Source organism: Providencia stuartii (assembly GCF_029277985.1).
Taxonomy (GTDB): domain Bacteria; phylum Pseudomonadota; class Gammaproteobacteria; order Enterobacterales; family Enterobacteriaceae; genus Providencia; species Providencia zhejiangensis.
Genome location: NZ_CP119546.1, coordinates 2266614 through 2291398, shown reverse-complemented (window position 1 = coordinate 2291398; position 24785 = coordinate 2266614). Strand labels below are relative to the sequence as shown.

Here is a 24785-nt window from a genome sequence, read left to right as displayed (position 1 = left end):
TATGAAATCCTTCCTTTGCGAAAATTTTTTATTAAACAATAAAGTAGCGCAGAATTTATATCATGATTATGCTGCCAAAATGCCAATTTATGATTATCACTGCCATTTAAATCCTCAAGAAATAGCTGAAAATCGTCAATTTGATAACCTTGGGCAAATATGGTTAGAAGCTGACCATTATAAATGGCGAGCTATGCGCTCGGCGGGTATTCCAGAACGATTCATTACAGGTCGTGAAAGTAGCGACTATGAAAAGTATTTAGCTTGGGCCAAAACGGTTCCAATGACATTGGGTAACCCGCTTTATCATTGGACCCATCTTGAATTGCGTCGCCCATTTGGTATTACTGGAAAATTATTAAGTCCAACGACCGCGGATGACATTTGGCATGAAGCGAATGAACGGCTTTCTCAGCCAGCGTTTTCAACACTCGGGATTATGCAACAAATGCAGGTGCATATGGTTGGTACCACCGATGATCCCATTGATTCTTTGATATACCATCAGCAAATAGCTCAAGATAAAACAATTAATATAGAAGTCCGCCCTAGCTGGCGGCCAGATCGTGTATTTAAAATCGAGCAGGTTGGTTTTGCTGACTACATTGAACAATTAGGGGAGTGTGCGAATATTGCTATTTCGCGTTTTAGCGATTTACTTTTCGCTCTAGAACGACGATTGGAATATTTTGCATTTCATGGGTGTATCGCATCCGATCATGGTATTGATATTGTGCGTTATGCACCGATACCCGATGAAACGGTGCTTGATCGGATATTACAAGCTCGCTTGCAAGGAAAAATCCTGGATGAAATCGCGATTGCACAATTTTCTACCGCGATATTAGGATGGTTGGGAAAACAGTATGCTAAATACGGTTGGGTGATGCAATTGCATATTGGCGCGATGCGTAATAACAATCGCCGACAATTTACGTTACTGGGTTCTGACAGTGGATTTGACGCTATTGGTGATTTACCGATTGCCTATCCACTTTCCCGTCTTCTTGATGAGATGGATAAAACTAACGAACTCCCTCGTACCATTCTCTATTGTGCTAATCCACGCGATAACGACGTTTTGGCGGCATTAATCGGTAATTTTCAGGATGGTGAGGTTGCGGGCAAAATCCAATTTGGCTCCGCTTGGTGGTTTAATGACCAAAAAGAAGGAATGCAGAGGCAATTGGAGCAGTTATCTCAGTTAGGTTTGCTCAGCCTATTTATCGGAATGTTGACTGACTCACGGAGTTTTTTATCTTATACACGGCATGAATACTTCCGGCGTATCCTTTGTAATATGCTAGGGACTTTAGTGATGAATGGTGAAATGCCAGCAGAGGAAAAAATGATAGGTCAACTGGTTGAGAATATTTGTTTTTATAATGCTAAGCGTTATTTTTCAGCAATAACTCCCCTTAGTCAGTGAAATTCACGCAAGTTATCGTTGTTTGAGTCTTTTTAAGGTACTGTAATATTTTTTATATAGCTTATTTTGCCATATAATAACAAAAAGTAATTTGCTCTAGACCGAGCGGTCTATTACAGTAGAGATATGAACAGAAAGTCAGAACAGGATACACGAGAACACCTTTTGGTTACGGGAGAAAACCTTTGTCTTCAGCGAGGCTTTGTCGGCATGGGGTTAAATGAGCTGTTAAAAACCGCAGAGGTACCAAAAGGCTCGTTTTACCATTATTTCCGCTCGAAGGAAGCCTTTGGCGTGGCTATGTTAGAACGCTATTATGCGGTTTACCTCCAACGGCTAGAGGGGCACTTTGAGCATGGCACAGGGAATTATCGAGATCGCTTGTTGGCTTATTATGGAAAGGTGCTGGATAACACTTGTGCATTTAGTCATATAACAGGTTGTTTGACGGTCAAATTATCCGCTGAGGTATGTGACTTATCAGAGGATATGAACACAGCTATGGATAAAGGTGTCAGTCAAGTAGTGGCTATACTGGCACAAGCACTGGTTAATGGCCGAAATGAAAAGTCGTTGAGCTTCTCGGGTGAGCCATTGTCTGTCGCACAGGTACTTTATTCACTCTGGCTAGGTGCGAATTTACAAGCCAAAATTTCTCGAAGTCGCGCACCAATGGAAAGTGCTCTGGCTTATGTGGAAAAAATCATCACTACGCCTGATTGTTGATAGGCGTTTTTATTTACCTAACTACTAGTCGACCGGTCTAATCTGGAGATTTTATGTCACAGAAAAAATTATTCACAGCGCTTAAAGTGGGGTCGTTAACTGCTCCAAATCGTATTTTTATGGCCCCATTAACTCGCTTACGTAGCATTGAACCGGGGGATATTCCAACGGCTTTGATGGCTGAATATTATCGTCAACGTGCGACAGCTGGCTTAATTATCTCAGAAGCAACTCAAATCTCTGCTCAGGCAAAAGGCTATGCGGGCGCTCCCGGCTTACATAGTGCCGAACAAATTGAAGCATGGAAAAAAATTACCGCTACCGTTCATCGTGAAGGAGGGCGTATTGCCGTACAGCTATGGCATACAGGGAGAATTTCTCATACAAGCCTTCAACCTGAAGGCGCTGCACCAGTAGCACCCTCTGCTATCAATGCGGGAACCAGAACATCATTAAGAGATGAACATGGGCGAGCTATTCGAGTTGATACGTCTACACCGCGAGCATTAGAACTTGCTGAAATCCCCGGCATCGTTAATGATTTTCGTCAAGCTGTTGCTAATGCAAGGGAAGCGGGTTTTGACATGGTTGAACTGCATGCGGCACATGGTTATTTATTACATCAATTCTTATCACCATCAGCCAATCATCGCACCGACCAATATGGTGGAACAAGGGAGAACCGTGCACGTTTTCTTCTAGAGGTCATTGATGCTGTTTGTGCAGAATGGAGTCCTGAACGCATTGGTATTCGTGTTTCTCCATTAGGTCGTTTTCAAAATACCGATAATGGGCCAAATGAAGTTGAAGATGCGTTATATCTTATTAACGAATTGAATAAACGACACATTGCTTATCTTCACATGTCTGAGCCTGATTGGGCTGGAGGACAACCATACAGCTTAGATTTTCGCAAACAAGTTCGTGAGCGTTTCGAGGGAGTGATTATCGGTGCGGGGGCCTATACGGTTGAGAAAGCTGAAGATCTGATCGAGAAGGGATTGATTGATGCAGTTGCATTTGGACGTGATTTTATTGCTAATCCAGATTTAGTGACGCGTTTCCAGCACAAGGCGGCGTTAAATCCGCAACGTCCTGAAACCTTTTATGGAGGAGGAGCAGAAGGGTATACCGACTATCCTTTTCTTTAGATTTTAATTTTAGTAGCGGCGGATTATCGCCGCTTATCCTCTACGAGGATAGAAACAATGCTAGTGTTTTTAGTGAGTAAAACTTATTAAGTTTACAATAAGACTTTTATTTAAAAATTGATGGTCGCTAAAGTATCATTAATTTATTTTTATCCCTCAAAATACCCTGCCATAATTTATTTTATACATCTAATTTAAATATTGACCTGAAAGTTTATCTCCGTAATATCTCTTACCATTAAGAGTCAATGATGTAAAAATCACACTGCTTATTATTTGAATAAAGCCTTTGCGCTATGGCTTATTTTTAACTGTGTATATCGGATAACACATTAATGGTCATACTCATTTTTTGGCTAATGCCAACAAGGTATTGCATTAATTTATAAGGAAAATGTTTAAACTTGCATATACGGCAAACTTAAAATAAAAGTTTTTTATGTGGTTTTTGAGCTATAGGCGCCTTTTCATTAGCAAATCGTCATTTTTATTTTTTATGCTAACGGTGATCTATTGAACAATATATTACATAAGTGATTATCGAATAATAGTGATTTAAAAAGGTTAGCATAATGAACATCAATAAAGATAACGAACTGAGTGATAAAAACATTAGCAGTAATGATTGGGAAATAGAATGTGATAGCGCTTCACTTGTTATGGCTAAAAACACGGAATTAGTTCTATTCGAAAATACGCAAAATTCTGACAAGACAACCACTCTCATTGCATCGTTTGTTGCATCCTGTAATCAACGAGGTGAAAAGCCATTAGATCAATGGCTGCATGATGAATTTCGTAAATATCCGGAGATCTGGGAAAATGAAGAGGAAATACGAAACACGACACGAGATGTGATTGAATCTACAGATGCTTTTAATGTTTCACGTCATTCATTACAACGTCATCAAGAACAAGGGCGCAGCCGCGCATCTTGGTTGGCCAATGAGATTGAAAAAAATGCGGCGGTTAGTGGCTCAGTTGATGTAGGTCGATATGCGACTGATATTGATAGCGCTTTGGCAGATGCAACGGCTAATGCTCGTAAAATAGTGAGCACTTTAGGCGGTGAAATCAATGGCAACTATAATTTGGATGGCTTTATCGCTGAACAACACCATGTCGATACCTTTAATATCGATGCCACGGTGAAAGGAAGTCCTTATCGTGCACGAATGGTCAATTCTCATGACTTGAATTCAGTTGATATTGAAATTGTGGATGTCAACGGTAATGTGGTGGGGCAGTATCAATCGAAATATGGCTCAGATGCCAAATCAACCCATAGCCAATTTGAGCGTGGTGACTATTCCGGTCAACAGCGTTTAGTTCCAGAAGGCCAAGGGAACGATGTTCCTAATAGTACAGAAGTGATCGAGGCTGGTGGTGTCAGCTCGACCCCTTTATCTAAAGAAAAAGCTAAGGCCCTTCAAAAACAAGCTCAGGCAGAAAGAGAAACCTATCAATATGAGTGGAAAGATACCAACCGCATTGATATTGCTAAAAAAATAGGTAAGCAAGCTCTGTTCGGTGCTTGTATTGCTGTTGGTATGCAGGGGGTAAGAATTCTCGCCCGTCGAGCTTGGAATCGACTGAATGGCCGCCAAAATCCAAGTGTTAACGACGATCTAAAGGAATTTTTTTCAAGTTCATTGCGCTCTACCACTGAGACAGCTGCACAGATTGCAGTATCTGGTGCTGTTGTCGTTGCGGTAAAAAATGGCTACCTAGGGGCACTATTACGCAATACGCCAGCAGGATTAATCACCAATATCGCTTGTATCGGCTTACAAAATGCGAAAGTTCTTTATAAATTAGGTAAAGGTGAATTAACTCAAAGTGAAGCGCTTGATGAAATTGGTAGCACGACAGTGACAGCTTCCATGGCAATTTTGGGCGCGACGAAAAGCGCGATGGTCGGCGTGAAGATGGGGACAGTTTTTGGTCCTATCGGCATGGCTGCGGGTGGTTTTATCGGTGGTGTGGCTGGAGGCATTGCGGGCAGTAAAGTGGGTGAAATCATCTATGATGCCGGTAAGGTCGTCGCAAAAAAAGCCATTGAAGTGGTGAGTAGCGTTGTAGAAAGTACAGGGCAAGCAATCAAATCCATCGGGCGTGGTATCAGCAACTTTGCATCTTCACTTTTTTCGCTGTGGTAAATACAATGAATCGATCTGAAATTAAAGAAAAGTTAATAACTTATTTATCTGTTGGATATCCAGGCTTATACATACAGTCAGGTGAAGAAGCTAGGGTTGATGCCTTATTACAAGAGGTTGCCTCAGAATTAGAGTTACACCCCAAAGAATGGAACCTTGGTTATGGCTGGGTTGATTTTTATCATAAACAGCCGCGCGATTGCCAAAATGAAAATATTGAACTAGCCAATGGTTTAATGACCTTACTTGATGATGACTTAACAGGTAAGCTATTCATTATTAAAGATGCTAAAAATGCTCTAGAAAACCATCCACTGGCAGTCGCTAGACTGAAACAATTATTAAACCGCATTCAACGTCATCACCGTGGTCATTCTGCGGTGATCCTCGTATCAGAAAGTCTATATATACCTGCTCAAATCGAAGCACAAATTACGCTCTTACCGCTAAAACTTCCTCATGGTGAAGAGATATCGAAACTAGTCGATATAGTGTGCCAACAAGTGAGTTTACGCACTCCTGAAGTGCTAAAACCGCGTTTATGTGCGGCTTGTAGTGGTTTAAGCCAGGAAGAAATTCGCCAAGCACTTGCTATGGTTCGCCAGAAACAAGAGCAACTTGACGAAGCAGGGCTGGCCCTCATTCAACATGAAAAAGAGCAAATCATCGCTAAAAGTGGTGTGCTTGAGATGATTAAAGTCAGTGAAAATGCTTCAGATATTGGTGGTCTTGAAAATCTTAAAAGTTGGCTTCATCGTCGCTCACAGATTTTCTGCCGTTTGGGAGAGGCTGTTACTGCAAAAATACAAACGCCAAAGGGGGTTTTGATAGCCGGTATGCCAGGTTGTGGTAAATCATTAACGGCTAAGGCCGCTGCAAGCTTATTTCAACTGCCATTATTACGTTTAGATATCGGTTCATTACTTGGCAAATATGTTGGTGAGAGTGAAAACAACATGCGCCGTGCATTAACCATGGCTGAATCTGTGAGTCCTTGTATTCTCTGGATAGATGAGTTGGAAAAAGCGTTTGTTGGTATGAACAATGGCAGTGGCTCAGAGGTTTCATCACGGCTTTTTGGTTATTTTCTGACATGGATGCAAGAAAAAACAGGTTCCGTGTTTGTCATTGCTACAGCAAATAATATTACGGTGTTGCCACCTGAATTATTACGTAAAGGGCGTTTTGATGAGGTCTTTTATGTCGGTTTTCCAAATGCCGCTGAACGGGGAGCAATTCTCGATATTCATCTTAAGGGAACGGGATTAACGCTTAAAGCTGAAGAGCGTAGCAAACTCGTTACTAAGTGTAGAGATTTTGCAGGTGCTGATATTCAAAATGCGGTGAACGAAGCCAAAGAATCCGTGTTTCTCGATAGCCGAGAATTAAACTTTAAAGAGTTAGAATTTGCTATTGAGCAAACCGTACCTTTAAGAGAAACACTGCGGGAGCAAGTTGCTAAATACGAAGAATTATTTGAAAAACTTAAGCTTAAACCGGCATCGACAATTGAAGGTCTCAGTGTTGCACAGATGCTAAGACTGGCGGATGACCCTAATGCAATTCGTCGTAAAAGTGTCGCAACCAATGAAGATTGCCCCGATGATTTATTAGAGAAGTTAGCTAATGATTCTGAACCAGAAATTAGGACAGCCGTATACGAAAATCCGAATTGCCCTGAACGGCTGTTGAGCATGCGAATTAATATAGGAGAAGGGCAAGCAGACTATGACCTAGATTTATTGCATTTAGCGTGTATTCACCCTCATGCTCCTCATGATTTATTGGCCTCACAATATCAACGTTTAAAACTCACAATGGAGCATAAAAAGCTTCTAGCGAGTAAAAGCACTCACAATTTATTGCTCGATTGCTTATTACAGGATGAAGATATCACTATTCGCCAATTAGTTGCTCGTAATGAAAATCTAAGTTCTGAACAACAGCTTTTATTAACTAAAGATATAGAGGTTGAAGTACGTACCAGCCTAGTCCATAACAATAATTTATCGTTGAAGGCGCAATTGCAACTTGCTCGAGATACATGTTCAGATGTCCGCGAGGCTCTAGCTAAATTTGCTGAATTGACAGATGAAGTACAATTAATTCTTGCTCGAGATGAATCTTATGATGTTCGAGCAACATTAACTGAGTATTACGATGACCTAACTGAAGAGGCCCAGCTAATCTTAGCGCGAGATAGGGATATTGACATTCGTATCAAATTAGCAAGTCGTGATGGTGGGTCAAAACTATCTGATAAAACGAAGAAAATCCTAATCAAAGATCAGCCAAAGGTTCTTTTAGCTTTGGCTAAGAACGAAAGTATTTCAGCTGAAACACAGTTAATTTTAGCGCAGCATACTGATGTTAAAGTGCGTAAAAAATTAGCTAACCACAATTCATTGTCACATGCCGCGGTACAAGCATTACTGCAAGATATAGAAGAAGTGCAGATTGAACTTGCGGGTAATTCTCATCTAGATACTTTACCGGATGAATTCCAATCAACACTGAGTCAAAGTCAATTCGAAGATGTTCGTCGAGCTTTAGCACGCAATCGAAAAATTAACATTGAAGCCCAAATATTACTGGCACAAGACTCTTGCGAACCAGTACGTAATGATTTAGCGATGAATAACAGTATCTCACAAGAGGTCGCTGAAATATTAGTTAAGGATGAAAGTGCAGGGGTCCGTGAAACATTAGTGAAACATGGCTATCGCTATCGTGAGATACCGCTTGTCATACAACAGCATGTGGCTGATGACGCTGAGCCTAGAGTGCGTAAAGCACTCGCCGGTGCAATAAATTTACAGGATGAAATCCAGCAAATATTATTTGAACAGGATCCTGAAATATATGAAACACTCGCCGGGAATCCGTGTGTTAGCCTAATAATACAGCAGCAACTTTTAGAAATAGACGATCCTGAGGTTCTGCTTTGTTTAGCCAGTAACCCATCCCTTGATAGTACGATACAAGCTTTATTATCTGAAAACAGTAATACAGAAGTACGAACTCGCCTTGCAGATAATTTTTCATTGACGCCTTCAGTTGCCGATAAGTTAATTGAAGATATTGAGGATGTGCAAAAAAGCCTAGCACATAACTTACAATTGAGTGAATCGCAGTATCTCCGACTATTCAAAAAAGGCTCAGAAGATGTGCGAGAAATATTAGCGTCAAACCCTAAAATAGGTGAAAGTCTGATGGAGCAAATATGTGATTGGCGGAAAGACTCAGACTCTTCATTGATGGGGAGAATGAATATATTTGGTTTAACCTCCAATACTATTTCTAAAAGTAAACTCGCTTTAGCCAGTAACAAGCAATTACCTGAGGCATTACAGCTCATTTTACTAAAACAAGGTGATGAGTTACTTGAATTAGCCAAAGTACTGGCGAAAAATACCGCTATATCTAAAATCGTACAGAAAGAGCTTGTAAATCATAAAAGTGCAAGTGTACGTGAAATTTTGGCTGCGAATAACAATATTTGTTATGACGTTAAGCTAAAATTAATGAGTGATACCGTTGCCTCAGTGAGAGCTGCGCTGACTAATAATTTATGGCTAGAAAGTGAAATACAGCGACAGTTAGCTCGGGATCCTTCACCTATAGTTCGTCAAGCTTTAGCTGGCTGCGATGATTTAGATAAATCCTCACAGGTAATACTTGCCCAATCTCCAGAAAAAGACGTTCGCGCTACCTTACTCAAAGGCAAAAACAACATCATGTTTTACCTTAAACGAACGACTCAAGAGATGCTAGCGAGAGACAAAGAACCTGAAATTCGAGAGCTTTTGGCGGCATATGATCAATTAGATCCGGCGGCACAGCTAATATTAGCGAAAGACGATTTACTTAGCGTAAGAGTTGCGTTGGCTAAACGTGATGAAAGCTGGATGGGAACACCATTAAGTGAAGAAGTACAGCAAATACTCGCTCATGATTCACATTTTGATGTGCGCCTTGCGCTTGCTGGTTACACTCGTCTGCACTCGAATATTCAAGCACAATTAGCGGCAGAGACTAATGCTAGTATCAAAATAAAACTCATGGAAGAATCTAACTACGTAAATCAATTGTCATTAGACGCTCAGCAAGTACTCGTTCAAGATCCTGATAAGGAAATTAGGAAAAAATTAATAAGCACATTATTCGGTATATTTTCCATCACAAGTAGTGAAGATATTTATTTGACACTTGCTAAGGACCCTGATGAAGAAGTGCGAAACTGGATGATCTCAACGCTTTTAATGCCATATTGTCGAGCTAAATACAGCAATGCAGTCAGAAGGGCGCTATTTGATGATGCGAGTGAAGAAATAAAAAGAAAGTTAGAACAGGTTGAAAGTTGCAGAAAAGCTGATTCATAACCAACCATTTATCATCTAGAGGTGAATTTATTTGCATGCCCTACATGACTACTGTCATTGATATTGACAAAGGATTACTTGAATAGGGTAAACTTGATGTAGTCAGTAGGGTAACATAGGAGATTGGTTATATTTATCATCTGTTAAGCATATGATTAATTTTCAGTCATAATAAATGATCATTATTTCCATCTGTCTTGAACCCAGTTACAGACCTCTTCCCATTCTTGACTTAAAAGGTAGTTATCAGTTTCTGTTAATATTAAGTTTATACTGTGCCAATCATCTAATTGAATATCTTTACTCAATGTGGGGTTAACTCTTTTAAAATTATCTTTTAATAATTGGGAACCCTGTTTGGTAACAATTTCAGAAGAGGTGTCTAAGATCAATTGTAAAATTGAAAATGGCGCTATATTTTTTTGTCCTTTATGGATATGAGGTAGCAACCAAAAATTTGCCCCTACGTTGAGAGGATTACTCATTTCTATTAATGGTATTCCTGTGGCTTTATATCCGGTTCCTATTGATAGTACACAAAGCTCACTCAGGCTAGAGACTAACTGTTGTGAGATGATTTCACTGATGGCGATCGTGGTTGGATTATTCGCGAAAACGCCACCATCCACACAATAACCTAAATTATTTTCATCTATACGATAGGGTGGAAAATAAGTTGGTGCTGCTGCCGTGGCTAATGCAGCATCAATCATTTTGATATTTTTATAAATATTATCAACGCAATTAGATAAAATTACCGGTTCCCAGCCTTGTTTAGTCGTATTTAGTAACTGCGCAGTGTTAACGATAATGATTTTTTTTGATTCAGAGAGCTTTTTTTCACCAAAAAAGCGATTGAAAATTTTCTTCATTCCAACATGAGTATATTTACTGTGGAATAGACTTAGAATATTTTCAGGTATTAAACCCTCAGCAGAGAATTTATTATTCGGCATAAATATAATGGATGCATTATCAGTATAGCTCTCTATGATCTTGGAGATAGGGATCTCATTAGCAAGAGCAATAGCTAATATACCTCCAGTCGATGTGCCAATAAATGCATTGGTTTTATTGAGGATGTGGTATTTTTCATCTAGCTTTTTAATAATGACAGCAGAGATTAAGCCTCTAATGCCTCCACCATCAAAACTTATCATATTAAATGACATTTTTGACCTTTCTGCGTTATTTAAAAAAACTCTGATATTAAATTTTGTTTGATATCAGAGTTGAAGAAAAAATAAGTAAATTAATCAGTTATTATTGATTTCCTATAGTTTTTTATGGCTTTTTTATATTCATTAGATGCTAATTTAATACCATTGTAGTATGCTTTATAATTAACTCTAATGACTCCATTTATTTTATCACACAGCTCCTTACATTGTTGTATTACTGCCACTATATCTAATATAGCTAAAAAAATATCAACCATGTTAAGTGTGATAGTGATAACTGTTGCAAATCTACCTATTGCATCCATGACTTCAAATGAACAGGGACTCACTTCCTCTGCGGGAATGCCGACTTCTTCTGACTGTTTTTTAATTGTGTTCATTGAAATTTTTAACTTATAAATCATGATAGAAAAACTTAAAGGAAGGATAATATTAAAAGCATATATCGCATCAGGTGGTATATTAATATTTTTAATAATATCTATACATCTTTTAACATCATCATCTGTTTTTTTGCTAAAGTTCAATTCATCTAACGCATTGTATACCTTATTAATTTCATCGCTATGGAAGAGTAGTCGCGCAGATTCTGCATATAACCGAAAGATTCTTGCATCTAATTTTTTTTCTTTTCTTTCTATCGCACCCATAAATTGAAATAAGTGACTTCTACAAATTCTTGCATCTAATCCAGCAGGTGCTTTTGCTGCGATTAATGTATTATTCTTTTTATAGTGAGTGATATAGTCATGAACATTACTGCCAATTTCATGCGAAATATTATTATCTGCATTTTTTAATCGTTCATTGAGTTCTTTCGCATGCTTTGAAATAACACCTTCTAAAATGACTCTAGATGCCTCAAGGTTTGCAAATACAGCCATACTTAAGCCTAATGACCAGATAGAAGCGATAGCAGCAGCGTCAGCAGTTATTCTAATACCATCATCAGCAGTGGTTTCAAGCTTCATATTACTCGCTAGATGATAAATATAATCGAATTCCTTATCTACGATATGGTCAGAATCAAAGTCACCTAGCATTAAGAATAGGTTATGTTCATTGATTAATATGTCTATATTCTCTTCACTTTCTGTTTCCCATGTGGATAGGTAATTCAAGTAAGTAATAAGATCGGTGCTGGCTCTTTTTTTTTTGATATTTTTCATAAAACGCTCCTGATATATAAGCAATAGTATCTAGTTAATGTTATTAAAATAATTCATAGTTAACTTTGGCTAATTTTAATTAATGGCAATCCCTCTTTCATGAGTGCGTTAATACACGTCAAATGGTTTTATGATTTATCTAATATCATACAAACGTTTAATTTAGTAAGGTGGTGTATTTAAAGGTTGATGTTTTTAATACGCTGTAGCGCAACAATCAAATGATAGATTTTTTACGGGTTTCTTAGAGAGTAAGGCAACCTAAAAAATAACAAATCAAACAATAAAAACATGGTAACTTTAATAAATCACATATTAGGTCAAAGAAATAAAAATAACAATATTAAATATCGTTCATTTATAGATTTGACATCCTTTTCAATTAGGAAGGTGCCTTGTTGTATTGTGTTGAATTCTTCTAGAACATCGATGTTAAGGGGGTTACCGTATACTTAATAAACTTTATTATTTATGTTGTAAAAATAAAATCAAAAGTTTGAAATACACTAGCAATATAAACATGTAAAATGAAAAATAAATTCAATAATAATTAAACAATCAAATGATTCTATTCAGGTGTTTAAATTCCTGCCAATTATACAACATAATGGAGTAATTCAATCTTGAGTAAGAAATAGGTGATTAATTAAAAAATCACCTTTAAGTATTCTTAAAAGTCAATATGCTTTGTCCTTTTCATTATACTGACCATTTCATCTTGGTATATTAAGTTTTGAGTTATGGACCAGCCCATCTTTTGATATAACTTCTGTTGATCTGGGGTGTATAGATATAAATCTTGGTCTGTTTTTTTCCAATAATCATCGGTGACATTTTGGATAAGCGCTGACGCAATTCCTTGCCCTCGATATGTGGGATGAGTGTAGATTTCACCGATCCACCATTGTGCGTCATCAATAAAGTCTATTTCTTTATCGATGATACTTGCCGTAGCAACTAAATGATTGTTTTGCCAAACACACCAAACCTCATTTAAATTTGTCGCTAATATACGAGCTTGTAATCGGTTAGTGATCGTTTCTGGGGTTGCCCATGGTGTGAATGCACGCCATTCTTGGTGTAACAATTCTGCCAAGACAGGGAGATGTAATTGAATATCGTTCTTATTTAATTGGCGAATGACTCTATGCATGACTTCCTCGTTAATATGGTCTTTACGCATGTATTTATAGCTCATCACGGAAATGGGCTATTGTTTAGTTACATTTTATTTTTTAGTGAAGTAAATAATTTTTCATAAATTGACCGCACAGTATCATTTTTCTTCTGGTTATAATCCATCATTGTATTAATCCCTTTTTTGGCTTGCATTTTACTGGCCGCGTAAGTTTTAACGTCATCAGGATGGGTGATCAGCCAATCACGGAATAATCGATGACGAAGATGTTCAGGGCAGTGGGGGGCAAAAACATGTAGGTTGACTTGCGGGTTATCTAAGTAAAGCATTCGGTGTTCATACCAAGAGGGTTCACGAATGGTATGCACATATCCCAAAGCAGTTAGCTGTGGAATATAACGGCTTTCATCGGTTGGATCTGCCACGATTAAATCAATATCAATGATTGGCTTAGCGGACAAGCCAGGCACTGCGGTTGAACCAACATGTTCAATATGCAGTGCGGTATCCCCCAATATCGCCATAATACGTTTTTTTTCTTGTATAAAGCATTCTGCCCATCTGGGATCATAATCGCTAACATCAATTTTCAATGCTCGTGGTTTTTCGAGTACCCATGGATTTTCATTTGGGTCGCCATCTTCAAAGGTCATCACCGCGGCAATTTCTTCTGGAGATAATGCATCTAAGGTTTTACTAAATGGATTCATTTTTCAACTCATCATTAATCGTATATGGGGCAAGTTAATGTCGCTAAATTAGTATCGGGAGATTTGATAATTTTCATGGTCATGTCATACCAACCATATATATTCCTACTCCGACGAGTAGTGAGTGATGCTTCATCTTTAAATCCTGACGAAGGGGGGGATTCTCTGGTTTTTATATTATATTCAGAAACATACCGCAATAAATTTTTTAGGTAGGGTCAATATTGATTGCTGTGTCATGTGCACAAGGATCTAGCTGCTTATCCCTGAGCTACGGAGTGACGTTATCAACGTATAGATAGGAAAGATAGACGGTATTTAGTTTAGGAATATATTCAAATAACTTACAAATTAGAAAAATTTTGATAAATGGAAAAACACCTGCTTTAGGTAAGATTGAGCGATAACGCATACAAGCAGAGATTTGTTTAGCTAGAAAAAGGTATTTATAAAAAGGGTGACTAACATGACAGATACTACATATCTGATTTGACGAATATGTTCATTGGCATTATATTACTCGAAGATAGAAAAGGAGTGAGTATGGAACCCTTACAGTTATTTAAAATACTGGCAGATCAAACTAGGTTAGACATTATCTTGTTACTAAAAGCCTCTGGTGAATTGTGTGTTTGTGATATCTATACTGCTTTGAATTTATCTCAGCCGAAAACATCTCGTCATCTGGCTATGTTAAGAGAATCTGGCTTATTACGGGATTCAAAGCATGGCAAATGGGTTCACTACCGCTTATCACCCGCATTATTGCCATGGATAAAAGATATCATTGACCTAACATATCTAGCAGAAAAACATCGAATATCAGAATTAGTTAATGCGCTAGAAAATAAAAATTCTGCTAGTCACTGTTCTTCATAAAAAATTTTTATCTTAACATATATGATAAATCGTATATGAAGGCGTGATCATGATAAATCATATTTGGGCCATTGGTCTCTCAACACTTTATTGTGATTCGAACTAAAAAGGCGAGTTAGCCTTTAGAAATTGAGGTTGTTATGTTTATTGCAGTATTCATTTTTGTTCTGACGATCACGTTGGTTATTTGGCAGCCTAAGGGGCTTAGCATCGGATGGAGTGCAACAATAGGGGCAATACTGGCACTCACTTTTGGTGTGATTAATTTTCAAGATATTCCGATTGTTTGGAATATTGTTTGGAACGCAACGGCCACTTTTATTGCCATCATTATGATTAGTTTGATTTTAGATGAAAGCGGTTTCTTTGAATGGGCTGCATTACATGTTGCTAAATGGGGGAATGGAAAAGGGCGGTTACTATTCAGTTATATCGTTTTGCTTGGTGCAATGGTGGCCGCTTTATTTGCCAATGATGGAGCAGCTTTAATTTTAACTCCCATCGTTATCGCTATGCTATTGGCGTTGGGGTTCAATAAAGGAACAACGTTAGCTTTTGTCATGGCGGCGGGGTTTATTGCAGATACAGCTAGCTTACCACTGATTGTCTCTAATTTAGTTAATATTGTTTCTGCCGATTTTTTCAATATTGGATTTTCTGAATATGCATCCATTATGGTTTTCGTCGACATTGCATCGATCATTGCAACATTAGTGATATTACACTGGTTTTATCGCAAAGATATTCCACAGCAGTATGATGTAACAAAGCTCAGTAAACCAACCTTAGCGATTAAAGATCTAAAAACATTCAAGGCAGGTTGCTTTGTATTGGTACTGTTATTGATAGGTTTTTTTGTATTAGAACCTTTAGGTCTTCCAATAAGTGCTATTGCTGCGATAGGGGCGTTAATTCTCTGGGTTATTGCTTCTAAAGGTCGCGTGATCAATACCCGACAAGTATTACAGGGTGCGCCATGGCAGATAGTGATTTTCTCACTGGGTATGTATTTGGTTGTCTATGGTTTAAAAAATGCAGGATTAACCACTTATCTTTCAAACATATTAAGTTATCTTGCTGATGGTGGTTTATGGAGCGCAACAATAGGCACTGGATTTATCACTGCTTTCTTATCATCAATTATGAATAATATGCCAACTGTATTGATCGGTGCGTTGTCAATTGAGGGCAGCAGTGCTACTGGGCTGATCAAGGAAGCGATGGTATATGCGAATATTATTGGTGCTGATTTGGGGCCTAAAATTACGCCGATTGGAAGTTTGGCGACTTTACTTTGGCTACATGTATTATCGCAAAAAAATATGACTATTACATGGGGATATTATTTTAAAGTCGGTATTATTATGACCATTCCTGTGCTGACAGTAACATTGATTGCTTTAGCACTCAGACTATCTATTTAAGTGAATGTAGCATTGCGTTGAACGCCGCCAAAAAACGCAATGTTATCCTATCTGATGAACGTTGGCTTTGTTGGAATAATTTATTGATGTGCTGACACTCAAAATCATGTCTATACCGCTATTCCTGAAGCCAATCTTTGACGGTAAATAATTTATTTAGGGTAGGTACTGTCACATAAATCAATAAATTCATATGTAAATAAATTTATTTACGTTAATGAAAATTTTTTATAGTTAAGTAATTATTCATAGGATAGGTTAACAATGCATAGAAATTTACCTATACTGAACTTGTTACATAAATATCGATACATAAGGAGAACATATGAAAAAAGTTACATTGTTTGCTGTTATTCTAAGCTCTCTTGTCGCCTTTACTGTAACAGGCTGCTCTTCAAACCAAGCAATAAAAACCACGGATGGACGTACTATTATCACCGATGGTAAACCTCAGGTTGATAATGATACCGGATTGGTTTCTTATAAAGATGCTCAAACAGGAAAAAATGAGCAAATTAACCGCAATGAGATCACCAATATGAGTGAACTTGAAAATTAATGACTAAACTAAAATATTTAGTAGTGACATTTTCATAATGCCGATGCGGCTATATTCCTTTCAAGAAATAAAATGTTTTCTTGAAAGGAATTTTTCGATGTGATTTGGTTATAAAAAAGCAAATTAATGATCAATTAATGTTCATCAAGCAGATGTGAAACTGAGTTTAACCGCCTTAACCAAGTCGTCAGTATTATTATCAATAAGTATCTGCTGTATTCATCTTATTATCAATACATATCATCCTGAAGATGAAGACACTATCTTCAATCATGCAAGTTTAGTTTCTTACGATAATCACTCCATAAACAATATTGTGAACAAACTCAAATAATATGATATTAATGCCTTAAATCAGTATTAATTACTAATTGCTAACACCTTATCTTACTGTAAATGCTTTCGATACATTGCATTGTTACAAAATGGAATAATAACACCACTTCACTATATTGGGTTTTAAATTTAAGGATACGAATTGAGTATTTACACATCTTTTTATACTTATAGTATATATTCTTACATTTGGCAGTAAAAAAATTTTAGTTAAATTAAAAAAATATTTAAGTAATAGGCTATTATATTTATATGTTAGTAACTACATGTAAACATATATTTCAATAAAACAATAATAATTGTTAAGAAAAATCTGTTTTTAATTCAATATTCAACCTTAATAAGGGGGTTGATGAGTTTCAATTTTTAATATGTATTATGTGTTGTTTTTTTGTTTGATGTTAATTTTTTATTTCAAATCAATTTAAAGATTATTATTTGAAATGTAAAAATATCTTTTTATTCATATAGTTATTATATTTTGGTGATGATGTGCATAATATGAGTAAGTTAAATAAGTGTTAAATCACAGCTAAGAACAACAGGGTGTTTTACTTTCATTTTTAATGAAGAATATTTAATCATTGACTTATTAAAAATAAAAGCCAATTACATTTGCTTACTCACTGCATGAATACCCCCTCTAGAAAAAAATTTTTTTTGGATTAGAATCTCCGTCAATCCCGTCAATTGAGTAATTTAAGTTTTTTCAGCTAATAAGAAGAGCTTTGCTTGATTAGAATCTCTAGCGATTCTGTTAGTTGAGTGATTTAAGTTTTTTTAACCAATTAAACGCGGATGCAAATAGGGAAACATAATGGAAATGTGTATGGAAACATGGAAGTGTATACGGAAAAATGAATTTAGAGTTTATAAATAAACTTATTTAAGAAGAAAACTGGAAAAGAATCGATTAGCCCATTCATTAAGTTGAAATCAATTCATTTCTATTTAAGTCCTGCGATTAAAAGGGTGTTGTAATCGTAGGGTAAATATTAACTTACACCCAATTATTAATAAAAATTTAAGGTCTTATTATGTTTAATCAAAAAAATATGATTGCTCTATGTGTTGCTGCTGGTTTAGGATTTACTGGTGCTGCTTCTGCAGTTCAAAACGCTCAAGTAAATGTTTCAGGTCAAATCGCAGCGGCAACCTGTGATTTAAGCGTTAGCAATCCTAATATTGACTTAGGTACTCACATTTCTGCTGATATTCAAGCGGCTGGTGATATTGCTGCAAGCGCAAAAGACTTCACTCTACAATTAACTAATTGTAGCAAAGACCAAACAGGTGCATCAGTGCAATTATTCGCTAAAGGAACTGCACTAGACGCGAATGGTGATTACTTCAACAACACTGCAAATGCAACTGTTGGTGTTAAATTAACTGCTGATGCTAAGCCAGTTAAACCTAACACAAGTGTTGATTTAACTTCTGTGACTGGTTTAGCTCAAGGTTCTTCTGCTTCAATCGCAATGAACGTTGGCTTATATTCAACAGTAGGAACACCTGCTTCACAACGCATTGATGCTCCAATTACATTCTCTGTAAGCTACGAATAATAATTATTTAAATGAGATGGCAGAAAATGGCCATCTCATTTATTACTTGTTACTTAATAGAATGACTATTGGAGATAAATTATGAATTTGATGTCAACTATCAGATACTCAATAATTGGAATGATGATATTTGGTCTTGAAATTACAGGACTATCAGCTGCTGGGGTAGGCCTTAATACTACTCGAATTGTTTTTCCACAAAATAGCCAATCTATTCCGGTAACTGTTCGCAATAGTACAGAGAACGAAGAATATCTGGTTCAGGTATATTTAACGAAAACACCTAGTGATTCTACCCAAGAGACAGTATTTGATATTCTTCCTCCTATGCTCTATTTAAAGCCGGGACAACAGCGAGATGTTCGTATTACCGAAACTTCTAGCTCAATGAATTTACCAAAAGATCGTGAATCCATTTATTACTTACATGCAAGAGCAATCGCACGCAGTGAAAAAAATGCAGAGTTAAATGTTTCAAATATGAAAGGCGATGTAAAAATTGCAATAGAAAATGTGATTAAAGTTTTTTATCGCCCAGCTGGGTTAGTTCAAACTTCTGATAAAGCGCAAGAAAGTCTAACGTTTTCAGCGGTTCAAGGCGGTGTGCAAGTCACAAACAACTCTCCCTATTATATTACATTAGCATCATTAAAAGTGGGCAATAAGCAGATAGATATTTCCGCTAAAAAGAACAACACGATGGTGGCGCCTTTTAGCAATATCATTTATCCGACAACGGTGAATACAGGCCCAACCACTTGGGTAACTATTAATGATTTAGGGGGCTATGTTGAACATACGAAACCATAAATTATCGACCTTAGTCGCCTGTTTATTAATGGCTTCTACAATGCAATCTTTTGCAGGGAATAAATTAGAAATACTTGCAGATATACATAGTATAGGTGAATGTGACATTGAAGTAACGCCATCAAATATCGAAATGACTCGTCGTCCTGTTATTGCAGATTTTAGATTAAATGATGCTGTCGATATTACGCCAATTAAACTTTCATACCAATGCCGCGATTATGAAACAACGGTGATGCCGGAAGTAATGGTAACAGGTGATGTATCAAATGATCCTAATCTATTTTTAACAGCGGACCCTGCTGGAGCAAAAGGGGTTGGTTTTATGCTGAAAAATGGTGAAGTGTCAGAGTTGGTAGGGTTCTATTCTAAGGGAAAAACCTTAAAAAATAATGAAAGCTTTTATTTACCTGCTGGTAGTACAACAGGTTCTTTACCAATGACAATCGGATTTGTACGTCAATCAAACAATAGCACCGTTACAGCGGGTTCTGCAAAAGCATCAATTTTATTAACCGTTGTAATGCCATAATTTAGAAAAGAGGGTATGAATGTGCTTCGGTTAATTTTATCTTTTGTAACGATTGTATTTTGTCAATCAGTATTAGCACAAATGAATAGTGTTGCTGTCGATTTTGAAGTCTCTTTTTATAAAAAGACTTGTGAAGTTGATGTTTCAGAAGCAGTGATTGATTACAAAAAAGTTTCTCCAATTGATATTGTTAAAAATGATTCAGGTGAAACCACAAAGTTAAATCGAGATATCACTTTGAAGCTAGCAAGATGTACAAATGTTAGCGATTTATCTAAAAGCAAAATTTTTGTATCTGGACAGACAGAAATTTTTAATGGAAAACCTTTATTTAAAGAAAGTGGAACTTCAAAAGGTGTCGGTATTAAGTTATTAGTTGATGACATTGCAAAAACAGATGGTGATGTTCTTTTCCAACTTAATTCTAGTAATGCTATCGGTGATACCTTTACAGTGACGACCGCATTATCTTGCGGTGAATGTAACAATACGAGTCAAATAGCAAAAGGTAGTTTTAAAGCGTCAATGATATTCACCGTATTCACTGACTAGCTAATCTCTAGGGTATCTAATATGCGTAGAATCATATTTTCATTATTTTGTTTGGTTGGTACTTTAACTTTATTACCAGAGTTATCTTCTAATGCTTATGCTGGGCTACTCTTAGAACAAACAAGAATCATTTGGAATGGTGATTCAACGCAAGAATCCATTACCTTAAAAAACGATAGTGACAGTGTATATTTAGTGCAATCAGGGGTGTTTGATACGCCTATTGGACAGAAAGAATCAGGCGTATTTTTAGTTACGCCACCACTATATCGATTGAATCCAAATAGTCAGCAGGCAATGAAAATTTTGCCTGAAGAAAAATTAACTCAACTGCCTAAAGATAAAGAATCCTTATTTTATTTTAGTGTTATTGGTATACCCGGTGTTACACCTAACAATAATGAAGAACAAGTGGCAAGGTTATCGATAGGTACGCGTTTAGTGATAAAGCTATTTTATCGCCCCAATGGATTAACGCAATCAAGTGAAGATGCGATTAAAGGGCTACAGTTTTATTTACATAAAAAGAATGTATGTATAGAAAATCCGTCACCATACCATATAACGTTAAGCTTTCTAAAAATAAATAATAAACAGTACCCGCAAATATCTGGAGTAATAATTCCACCCAGAAGCAGATACTTAGTAAACAATACTGATGAAGTAAATCACTCAAGCAAAATAGTATGGAAAGCAGTTAATGATTATGGTGGTGATAGTGAAGATAACACGGCTTCACTAATATTAGGCGAGAGGAAAACATGTCAATAGTTAAAAAAATCATTATTTTAATTGTTTCATTTGTTTATTATATGGGGTCTTCTTTCGCAAATATCGATATCACGGATGGTTTGTTATTTTCACCTGAACGTATAATTTATAAAGAATCGGAAAAAAAAGGTGTTTCAACCATGTTAGAGAATGCGAATAACGAGGCAATACTCGTCCAGTCTCAAATCATTGCTGCAAATGAAAAAACGTTGAAACCACTGATTAATAAAGAATCAGATATTTTTTTAATCACACCACCATTACATCGTTTAGATAGTGGTGTTCGCTATAGTTGGAAAATACAACGGGTTGCTGATGGTAATTTAGCAAAAGATAGAGAAAGTGTATTTTATGTTTCATTAAAAACTATTCCCGAAGTATCAGATAAGAACACCTCGGAGTTTATTATTACTCCGACACTCTATTTTAAAATGCTGTATCGACCTAAAGCAATTGAAGAATTACGGATTGACAAGGAAGTGGACAAAATGCGTTTTTCTATAAATAAAAATAAACTGATGATCAAAAACCCGTCAGCTCTTTCAATAACATTAACTTCATTAACTATTGGTTCATATAAAGTACCAATGAAATTAATCGATGACAGTTTTCCTCCGTTTAGTGAAAACCAAATTGAACTACCTCAATCTGTTTCTGGAGAGGTGACTTGGCAAGCTTTAAATGAATATGGATTAATAACAAAACTGAGCATTGGCGTATTGGATGAGAGTATATTATGAATAACAGAATATTTATCTTAAAACCTATCTCAATAGCGCTTATGTTTTGTCTGTTTGGTGGTGTCACAAATGCTGAACCTTATTTTGATCCTTCCCTTTTAAACCTGCCGGCAGGAACAGATAAAGATAGTATCGATTTATCTGTATTTGCACGTTCTGATACAGTAGCTCCTGGCCGTTATATGGTTACTATGAAAATAAATAAAGAAGAGATAGGCCAGAAGGAAATTTATTTCATACAAGATGAGGAAGGTAACATTGTGCCTGAATTTACGCCTGCGATGTTAGAAGAGTTCGGCGTAAATATTCAAGGTAATCCTGTATTGAAAGGAATGCCTGCGACTCACAAAATTACCTCTCTATCATCGGTAATAGAAAATGCACAAGTTCAATTCGATGTTTCAAAATTAACACTAAATTTAAATATCCCGCAAATCTCTATGAACCAGAAGGCTAGAGGTGCTGTACCGATAGAGCTTCTTGACCAAGGTTTACCTGGCTTGGTATTAAACTATCAAGTTAGTGGGAGCCGACAAGAATTTACGGGTGGAATTGGCGGTAAAACAAAAAATAACTCTATTTTTGCCAACATTACAGGCGGATTAAATCTTGGTGCGTGGCGTTTACGTTCCCAATATTTTTACATTGAAAATGAAAATAAATTTGATGGTCAGACCGCACGTAATCGTCAAAGCGATTTTAATAATACAACCGTTTCAAGGGATATTCAGCACTTAAATTCTGAAATTGTAATGGGTGAAACGAGCACACTCAATGATGTACTTGACAGTGTTCCAGTCAAAGGGGTTCGTTTATTATCCAATGAGCAGATGTTAGCACGAGGTGATAGGGGATTTGCGCCACAAATTAGAGGTGTTGCATCATCTAATTCCCGCATCACGATAAGCCAAAATGGTAATACCATATACCAAACGTACGTTGCACCAGGACCCTTTGTGATTAATGACCTTTATCCAACAGGTACAGCAGGGGACTTGGAGGTTTCAATTCATGAGGAAGATGGTTCTGTCCGAGTATTCACTCAAGCATTCTCATCATTGCCCGTAATGCAACGAGCTGGAACATTTAAATATGAAGTTACAGCAGGTCAATACAATGGTGGCATAACCGATGGTAATAAAAAAAGTAATTTCTTGATGGGGACACTCATATACGGATTACCAAAAGCGGTCACACTCTATACTGGTTTTTTAGGGGCTAATCATTACTGGACAGGTATTGTTGGTACAGGTTTCTCATTAGGCTCATTTGGTGCTATGTCAATCGATGCGACCCATGCCTATGCCACAATCAGAGATGAAAATAAGCAAGGCCAATCTTTCAGACTTCGTTACTCAAAGAACTTATCTGATTTTGGTACATCTATTGACTTGACCGCGTTGAGGTACTCAACAAAAGACTACTATAGTTTTTCAGACTTTAACCATGCAGGTTATCGTTTGAAAGATAATGTTGCCCCGTGGTTGAACGGGCGTCAACGTAGTAGCTTTCAATCTTATATAAATCAATCTCTTGGTAAATGGGGTTCAATTTATTTTAGAGGTATGCGGAGTGATTATTGGGGACGTAAAGATACGATAACGACCTTAGGGGTTGGTTATAGCGGTTTCTATAAAGGTTTATCTTATGGTATCGATTACAGTATTAGCCGTACACAAGGCGATGGAAACTGGCCTGAAAACCGCCAAGTTAGCTTCAACGTTAGCGTACCATTTAGTCTGTTTTCACATAACAAAGATATTGAAAATATCTACAGTAGCTTCCAAATAAGTCACGATAATACAGGTAGAACCTATCAACAGTTGGGTATTAATGGCCAGTTATTAGACAATAAATTGACTTATCAGTTAAGTGAAAGTGGCGATAACCGTGACCAGAAATTATCCAGCTCTATCAATATTGGTTATCAAGGAAGTAAAGGTTATGCGGGTGTTGGTTACAGTTATGGCCGTGAAAACCAACTTACTTATGTGAATGGAAATGGTGCTGCCGTCATTCACCCAGGTGGGGTTACATTGGGTCAGTTCATTGGTAATTCTGCTGCTGTAGTGTATGCGCCAGATGCTGCGGGAACAAGTATCAATAATGGGATGGCCGTTATTGACTCTCGGGGTTACGCTATTGTGCCTAATATGATGGAATACAGCCAAAATATTATTAATCTAGATATTAATACATTACCAACAGATGTTGAAAGTAAAGAAACATCCGTTAATGTCTATCCAACAAAAGGCGCTTTAGTTAAAACTCAGTTTAATACCTTGAAAGGGTATCAGGCAATGCTCACCTTAACGGGTCCAAAAACTATTCCAATGGGGGCTGTAGCATCACTTCAACAATCAGAACAAGATAGTTCTAGTTTAATATCAGGAATTGTTGGTGAAAATGGTCGTGTATATATAAGCGGGTTACCTGAAAAAGGGACATTATCAGTAGTATGGGGAAGAGCAAACTCTGAGCAATGTCAAGTTCCATTTGATATGAGTCAATCAACTGAAAACACCTACTCGTCGCTGCGTAATTTAACTGTTACATGCCAATAACTAGTTTG

At 37.0% G+C, this 24785-nt stretch carries 19 protein-coding genes; 15 read left to right on the top strand and 4 right to left on the bottom strand.

Going from position 1 to position 24785, the window contains the following annotated elements; translation table 11 throughout:
* Position 1 precedes the first annotated feature (1 nt).
* The 5 genes from uxaC (at position 2) to P2E05_RS09985 (ending at position 9847) form a co-directional block, all read left to right on the top strand.
* A complete protein-coding gene (uxaC, locus tag P2E05_RS10005) occupies positions 2-1429 on the top strand; it encodes a glucuronate isomerase (protein WP_276122730.1) in 1428 nt (475 codons plus the stop codon).
* A gap of 126 nt (positions 1430-1555) precedes the next feature.
* Complete coding sequence (locus P2E05_RS10000; RefSeq protein WP_154623445.1) at positions 1556-2155, top strand: TetR/AcrR family transcriptional regulator; 600 nt, start codon at positions 1556-1558, stop codon at positions 2153-2155.
* A 53-nt stretch (positions 2156-2208) separates the two neighbouring features.
* Positions 2209-3306, top strand: coding sequence for an alkene reductase (locus P2E05_RS09995; protein WP_154623446.1), 1098 nt, complete (start codon positions 2209-2211; stop codon positions 3304-3306).
* A gap of 572 nt (positions 3307-3878) precedes the next feature.
* Entirely contained in the window at positions 3879-5465 is a 1587-nt protein-coding gene (locus P2E05_RS09990; RefSeq protein ID WP_272578000.1) for a hypothetical protein, read from the top strand.
* Positions 5466-5470: 5 nt separating this feature from the next.
* Complete coding sequence (locus P2E05_RS09985; RefSeq protein ID WP_276122729.1) at positions 5471-9847, top strand: AAA family ATPase; 4377 nt, start codon at positions 5471-5473, stop codon at positions 9845-9847.
* 182 nt (positions 9848-10029) lie between these two features.
* On the opposite strand, the gene P2E05_RS09980 is transcribed toward P2E05_RS09985, so the two are convergent.
* From P2E05_RS09980 to P2E05_RS09965, 4 genes are all read right to left on the bottom strand, one after another.
* Entirely contained in the window at positions 10030-11019 is a 990-nt protein-coding gene (locus P2E05_RS09980; protein WP_163861660.1) for a patatin-like phospholipase family protein, read from the bottom strand.
* A gap of 80 nt (positions 11020-11099) precedes the next feature.
* Positions 11100-12197 (bottom strand): hypothetical protein, encoded by a 1098-nt coding sequence (locus tag P2E05_RS09975; RefSeq protein ID WP_276122728.1) that lies wholly within the window; start codon positions 12195-12197, stop codon positions 11100-11102.
* A 670-nt stretch (positions 12198-12867) separates the two neighbouring features.
* Complete coding sequence (locus tag P2E05_RS09970) at positions 12868-13380, bottom strand: GNAT family N-acetyltransferase (RefSeq protein WP_163861657.1); 513 nt, start codon at positions 13378-13380, stop codon at positions 12868-12870.
* Between the two features lie 38 nt (positions 13381-13418).
* Complete coding sequence (locus tag P2E05_RS09965; protein ID WP_163861654.1) at positions 13419-14045, bottom strand: GrpB family protein; 627 nt, start codon at positions 14043-14045, stop codon at positions 13419-13421.
* A gap of 543 nt (positions 14046-14588) precedes the next feature.
* Here P2E05_RS09965 and P2E05_RS09960 point away from each other — a divergent pair.
* From P2E05_RS09960 to P2E05_RS09915, 10 genes are all read left to right on the top strand, one after another.
* On the top strand, positions 14589-14924 hold the full coding sequence (locus P2E05_RS09960) for a metalloregulator ArsR/SmtB family transcription factor (protein WP_163861651.1): 336 nt from the start codon (positions 14589-14591) through the stop codon (positions 14922-14924).
* A gap of 140 nt (positions 14925-15064) precedes the next feature.
* On the top strand, positions 15065-16348 hold the full coding sequence (locus P2E05_RS09955; RefSeq protein ID WP_154623239.1) for an arsenic transporter: 1284 nt from the start codon (positions 15065-15067) through the stop codon (positions 16346-16348).
* Positions 16349-16673: 325 nt separating this feature from the next.
* Positions 16674-16907, top strand: a complete 234-nt coding sequence (locus tag P2E05_RS09950) for a YgdI/YgdR family lipoprotein (protein ID WP_154623238.1) — start codon at positions 16674-16676, stop codon at positions 16905-16907.
* A 1373-nt stretch (positions 16908-18280) separates the two neighbouring features.
* A complete protein-coding gene (locus P2E05_RS09945) occupies positions 18281-18808 on the top strand; it encodes a fimbrial protein (RefSeq protein ID WP_154622728.1) in 528 nt (175 codons plus the stop codon).
* A gap of 81 nt (positions 18809-18889) precedes the next feature.
* On the top strand, positions 18890-19618 hold the full coding sequence (locus P2E05_RS09940) for a fimbrial biogenesis chaperone (RefSeq protein WP_154622727.1): 729 nt from the start codon (positions 18890-18892) through the stop codon (positions 19616-19618).
* Positions 19596-20150 carry a type 1 fimbrial protein gene (locus P2E05_RS09935; protein WP_154622726.1) on the top strand — a complete coding sequence of 185 codons (555 nt, stop codon included), beginning with the start codon at positions 19596-19598 and terminating at the stop codon, positions 20148-20150. The genes P2E05_RS09940 and P2E05_RS09935 overlap by 23 nt, the downstream gene beginning before the upstream one ends.
* Positions 20151-20165: 15 nt before the next feature.
* Complete coding sequence (locus tag P2E05_RS09930) at positions 20166-20702, top strand: fimbrial protein (RefSeq protein ID WP_272657758.1); 537 nt, start codon at positions 20166-20168, stop codon at positions 20700-20702.
* Between the two features lie 21 nt (positions 20703-20723).
* Positions 20724-21473, top strand: coding sequence for a fimbrial biogenesis chaperone (locus P2E05_RS09925; RefSeq protein ID WP_269723110.1), 750 nt, complete (start codon positions 20724-20726; stop codon positions 21471-21473).
* Complete coding sequence (locus P2E05_RS09920) at positions 21464-22213, top strand: fimbrial biogenesis chaperone (RefSeq protein ID WP_154622724.1); 750 nt, start codon at positions 21464-21466, stop codon at positions 22211-22213. The genes P2E05_RS09925 and P2E05_RS09920 overlap by 10 nt, the downstream gene beginning before the upstream one ends.
* Positions 22210-24777, top strand: a complete 2568-nt coding sequence (locus tag P2E05_RS09915; protein ID WP_154622723.1) for a fimbria/pilus outer membrane usher protein — start codon at positions 22210-22212, stop codon at positions 24775-24777. The genes P2E05_RS09920 and P2E05_RS09915 overlap by 4 nt, the downstream gene beginning before the upstream one ends.
* Positions 24778-24785: the final 8 nt, after the last annotated feature.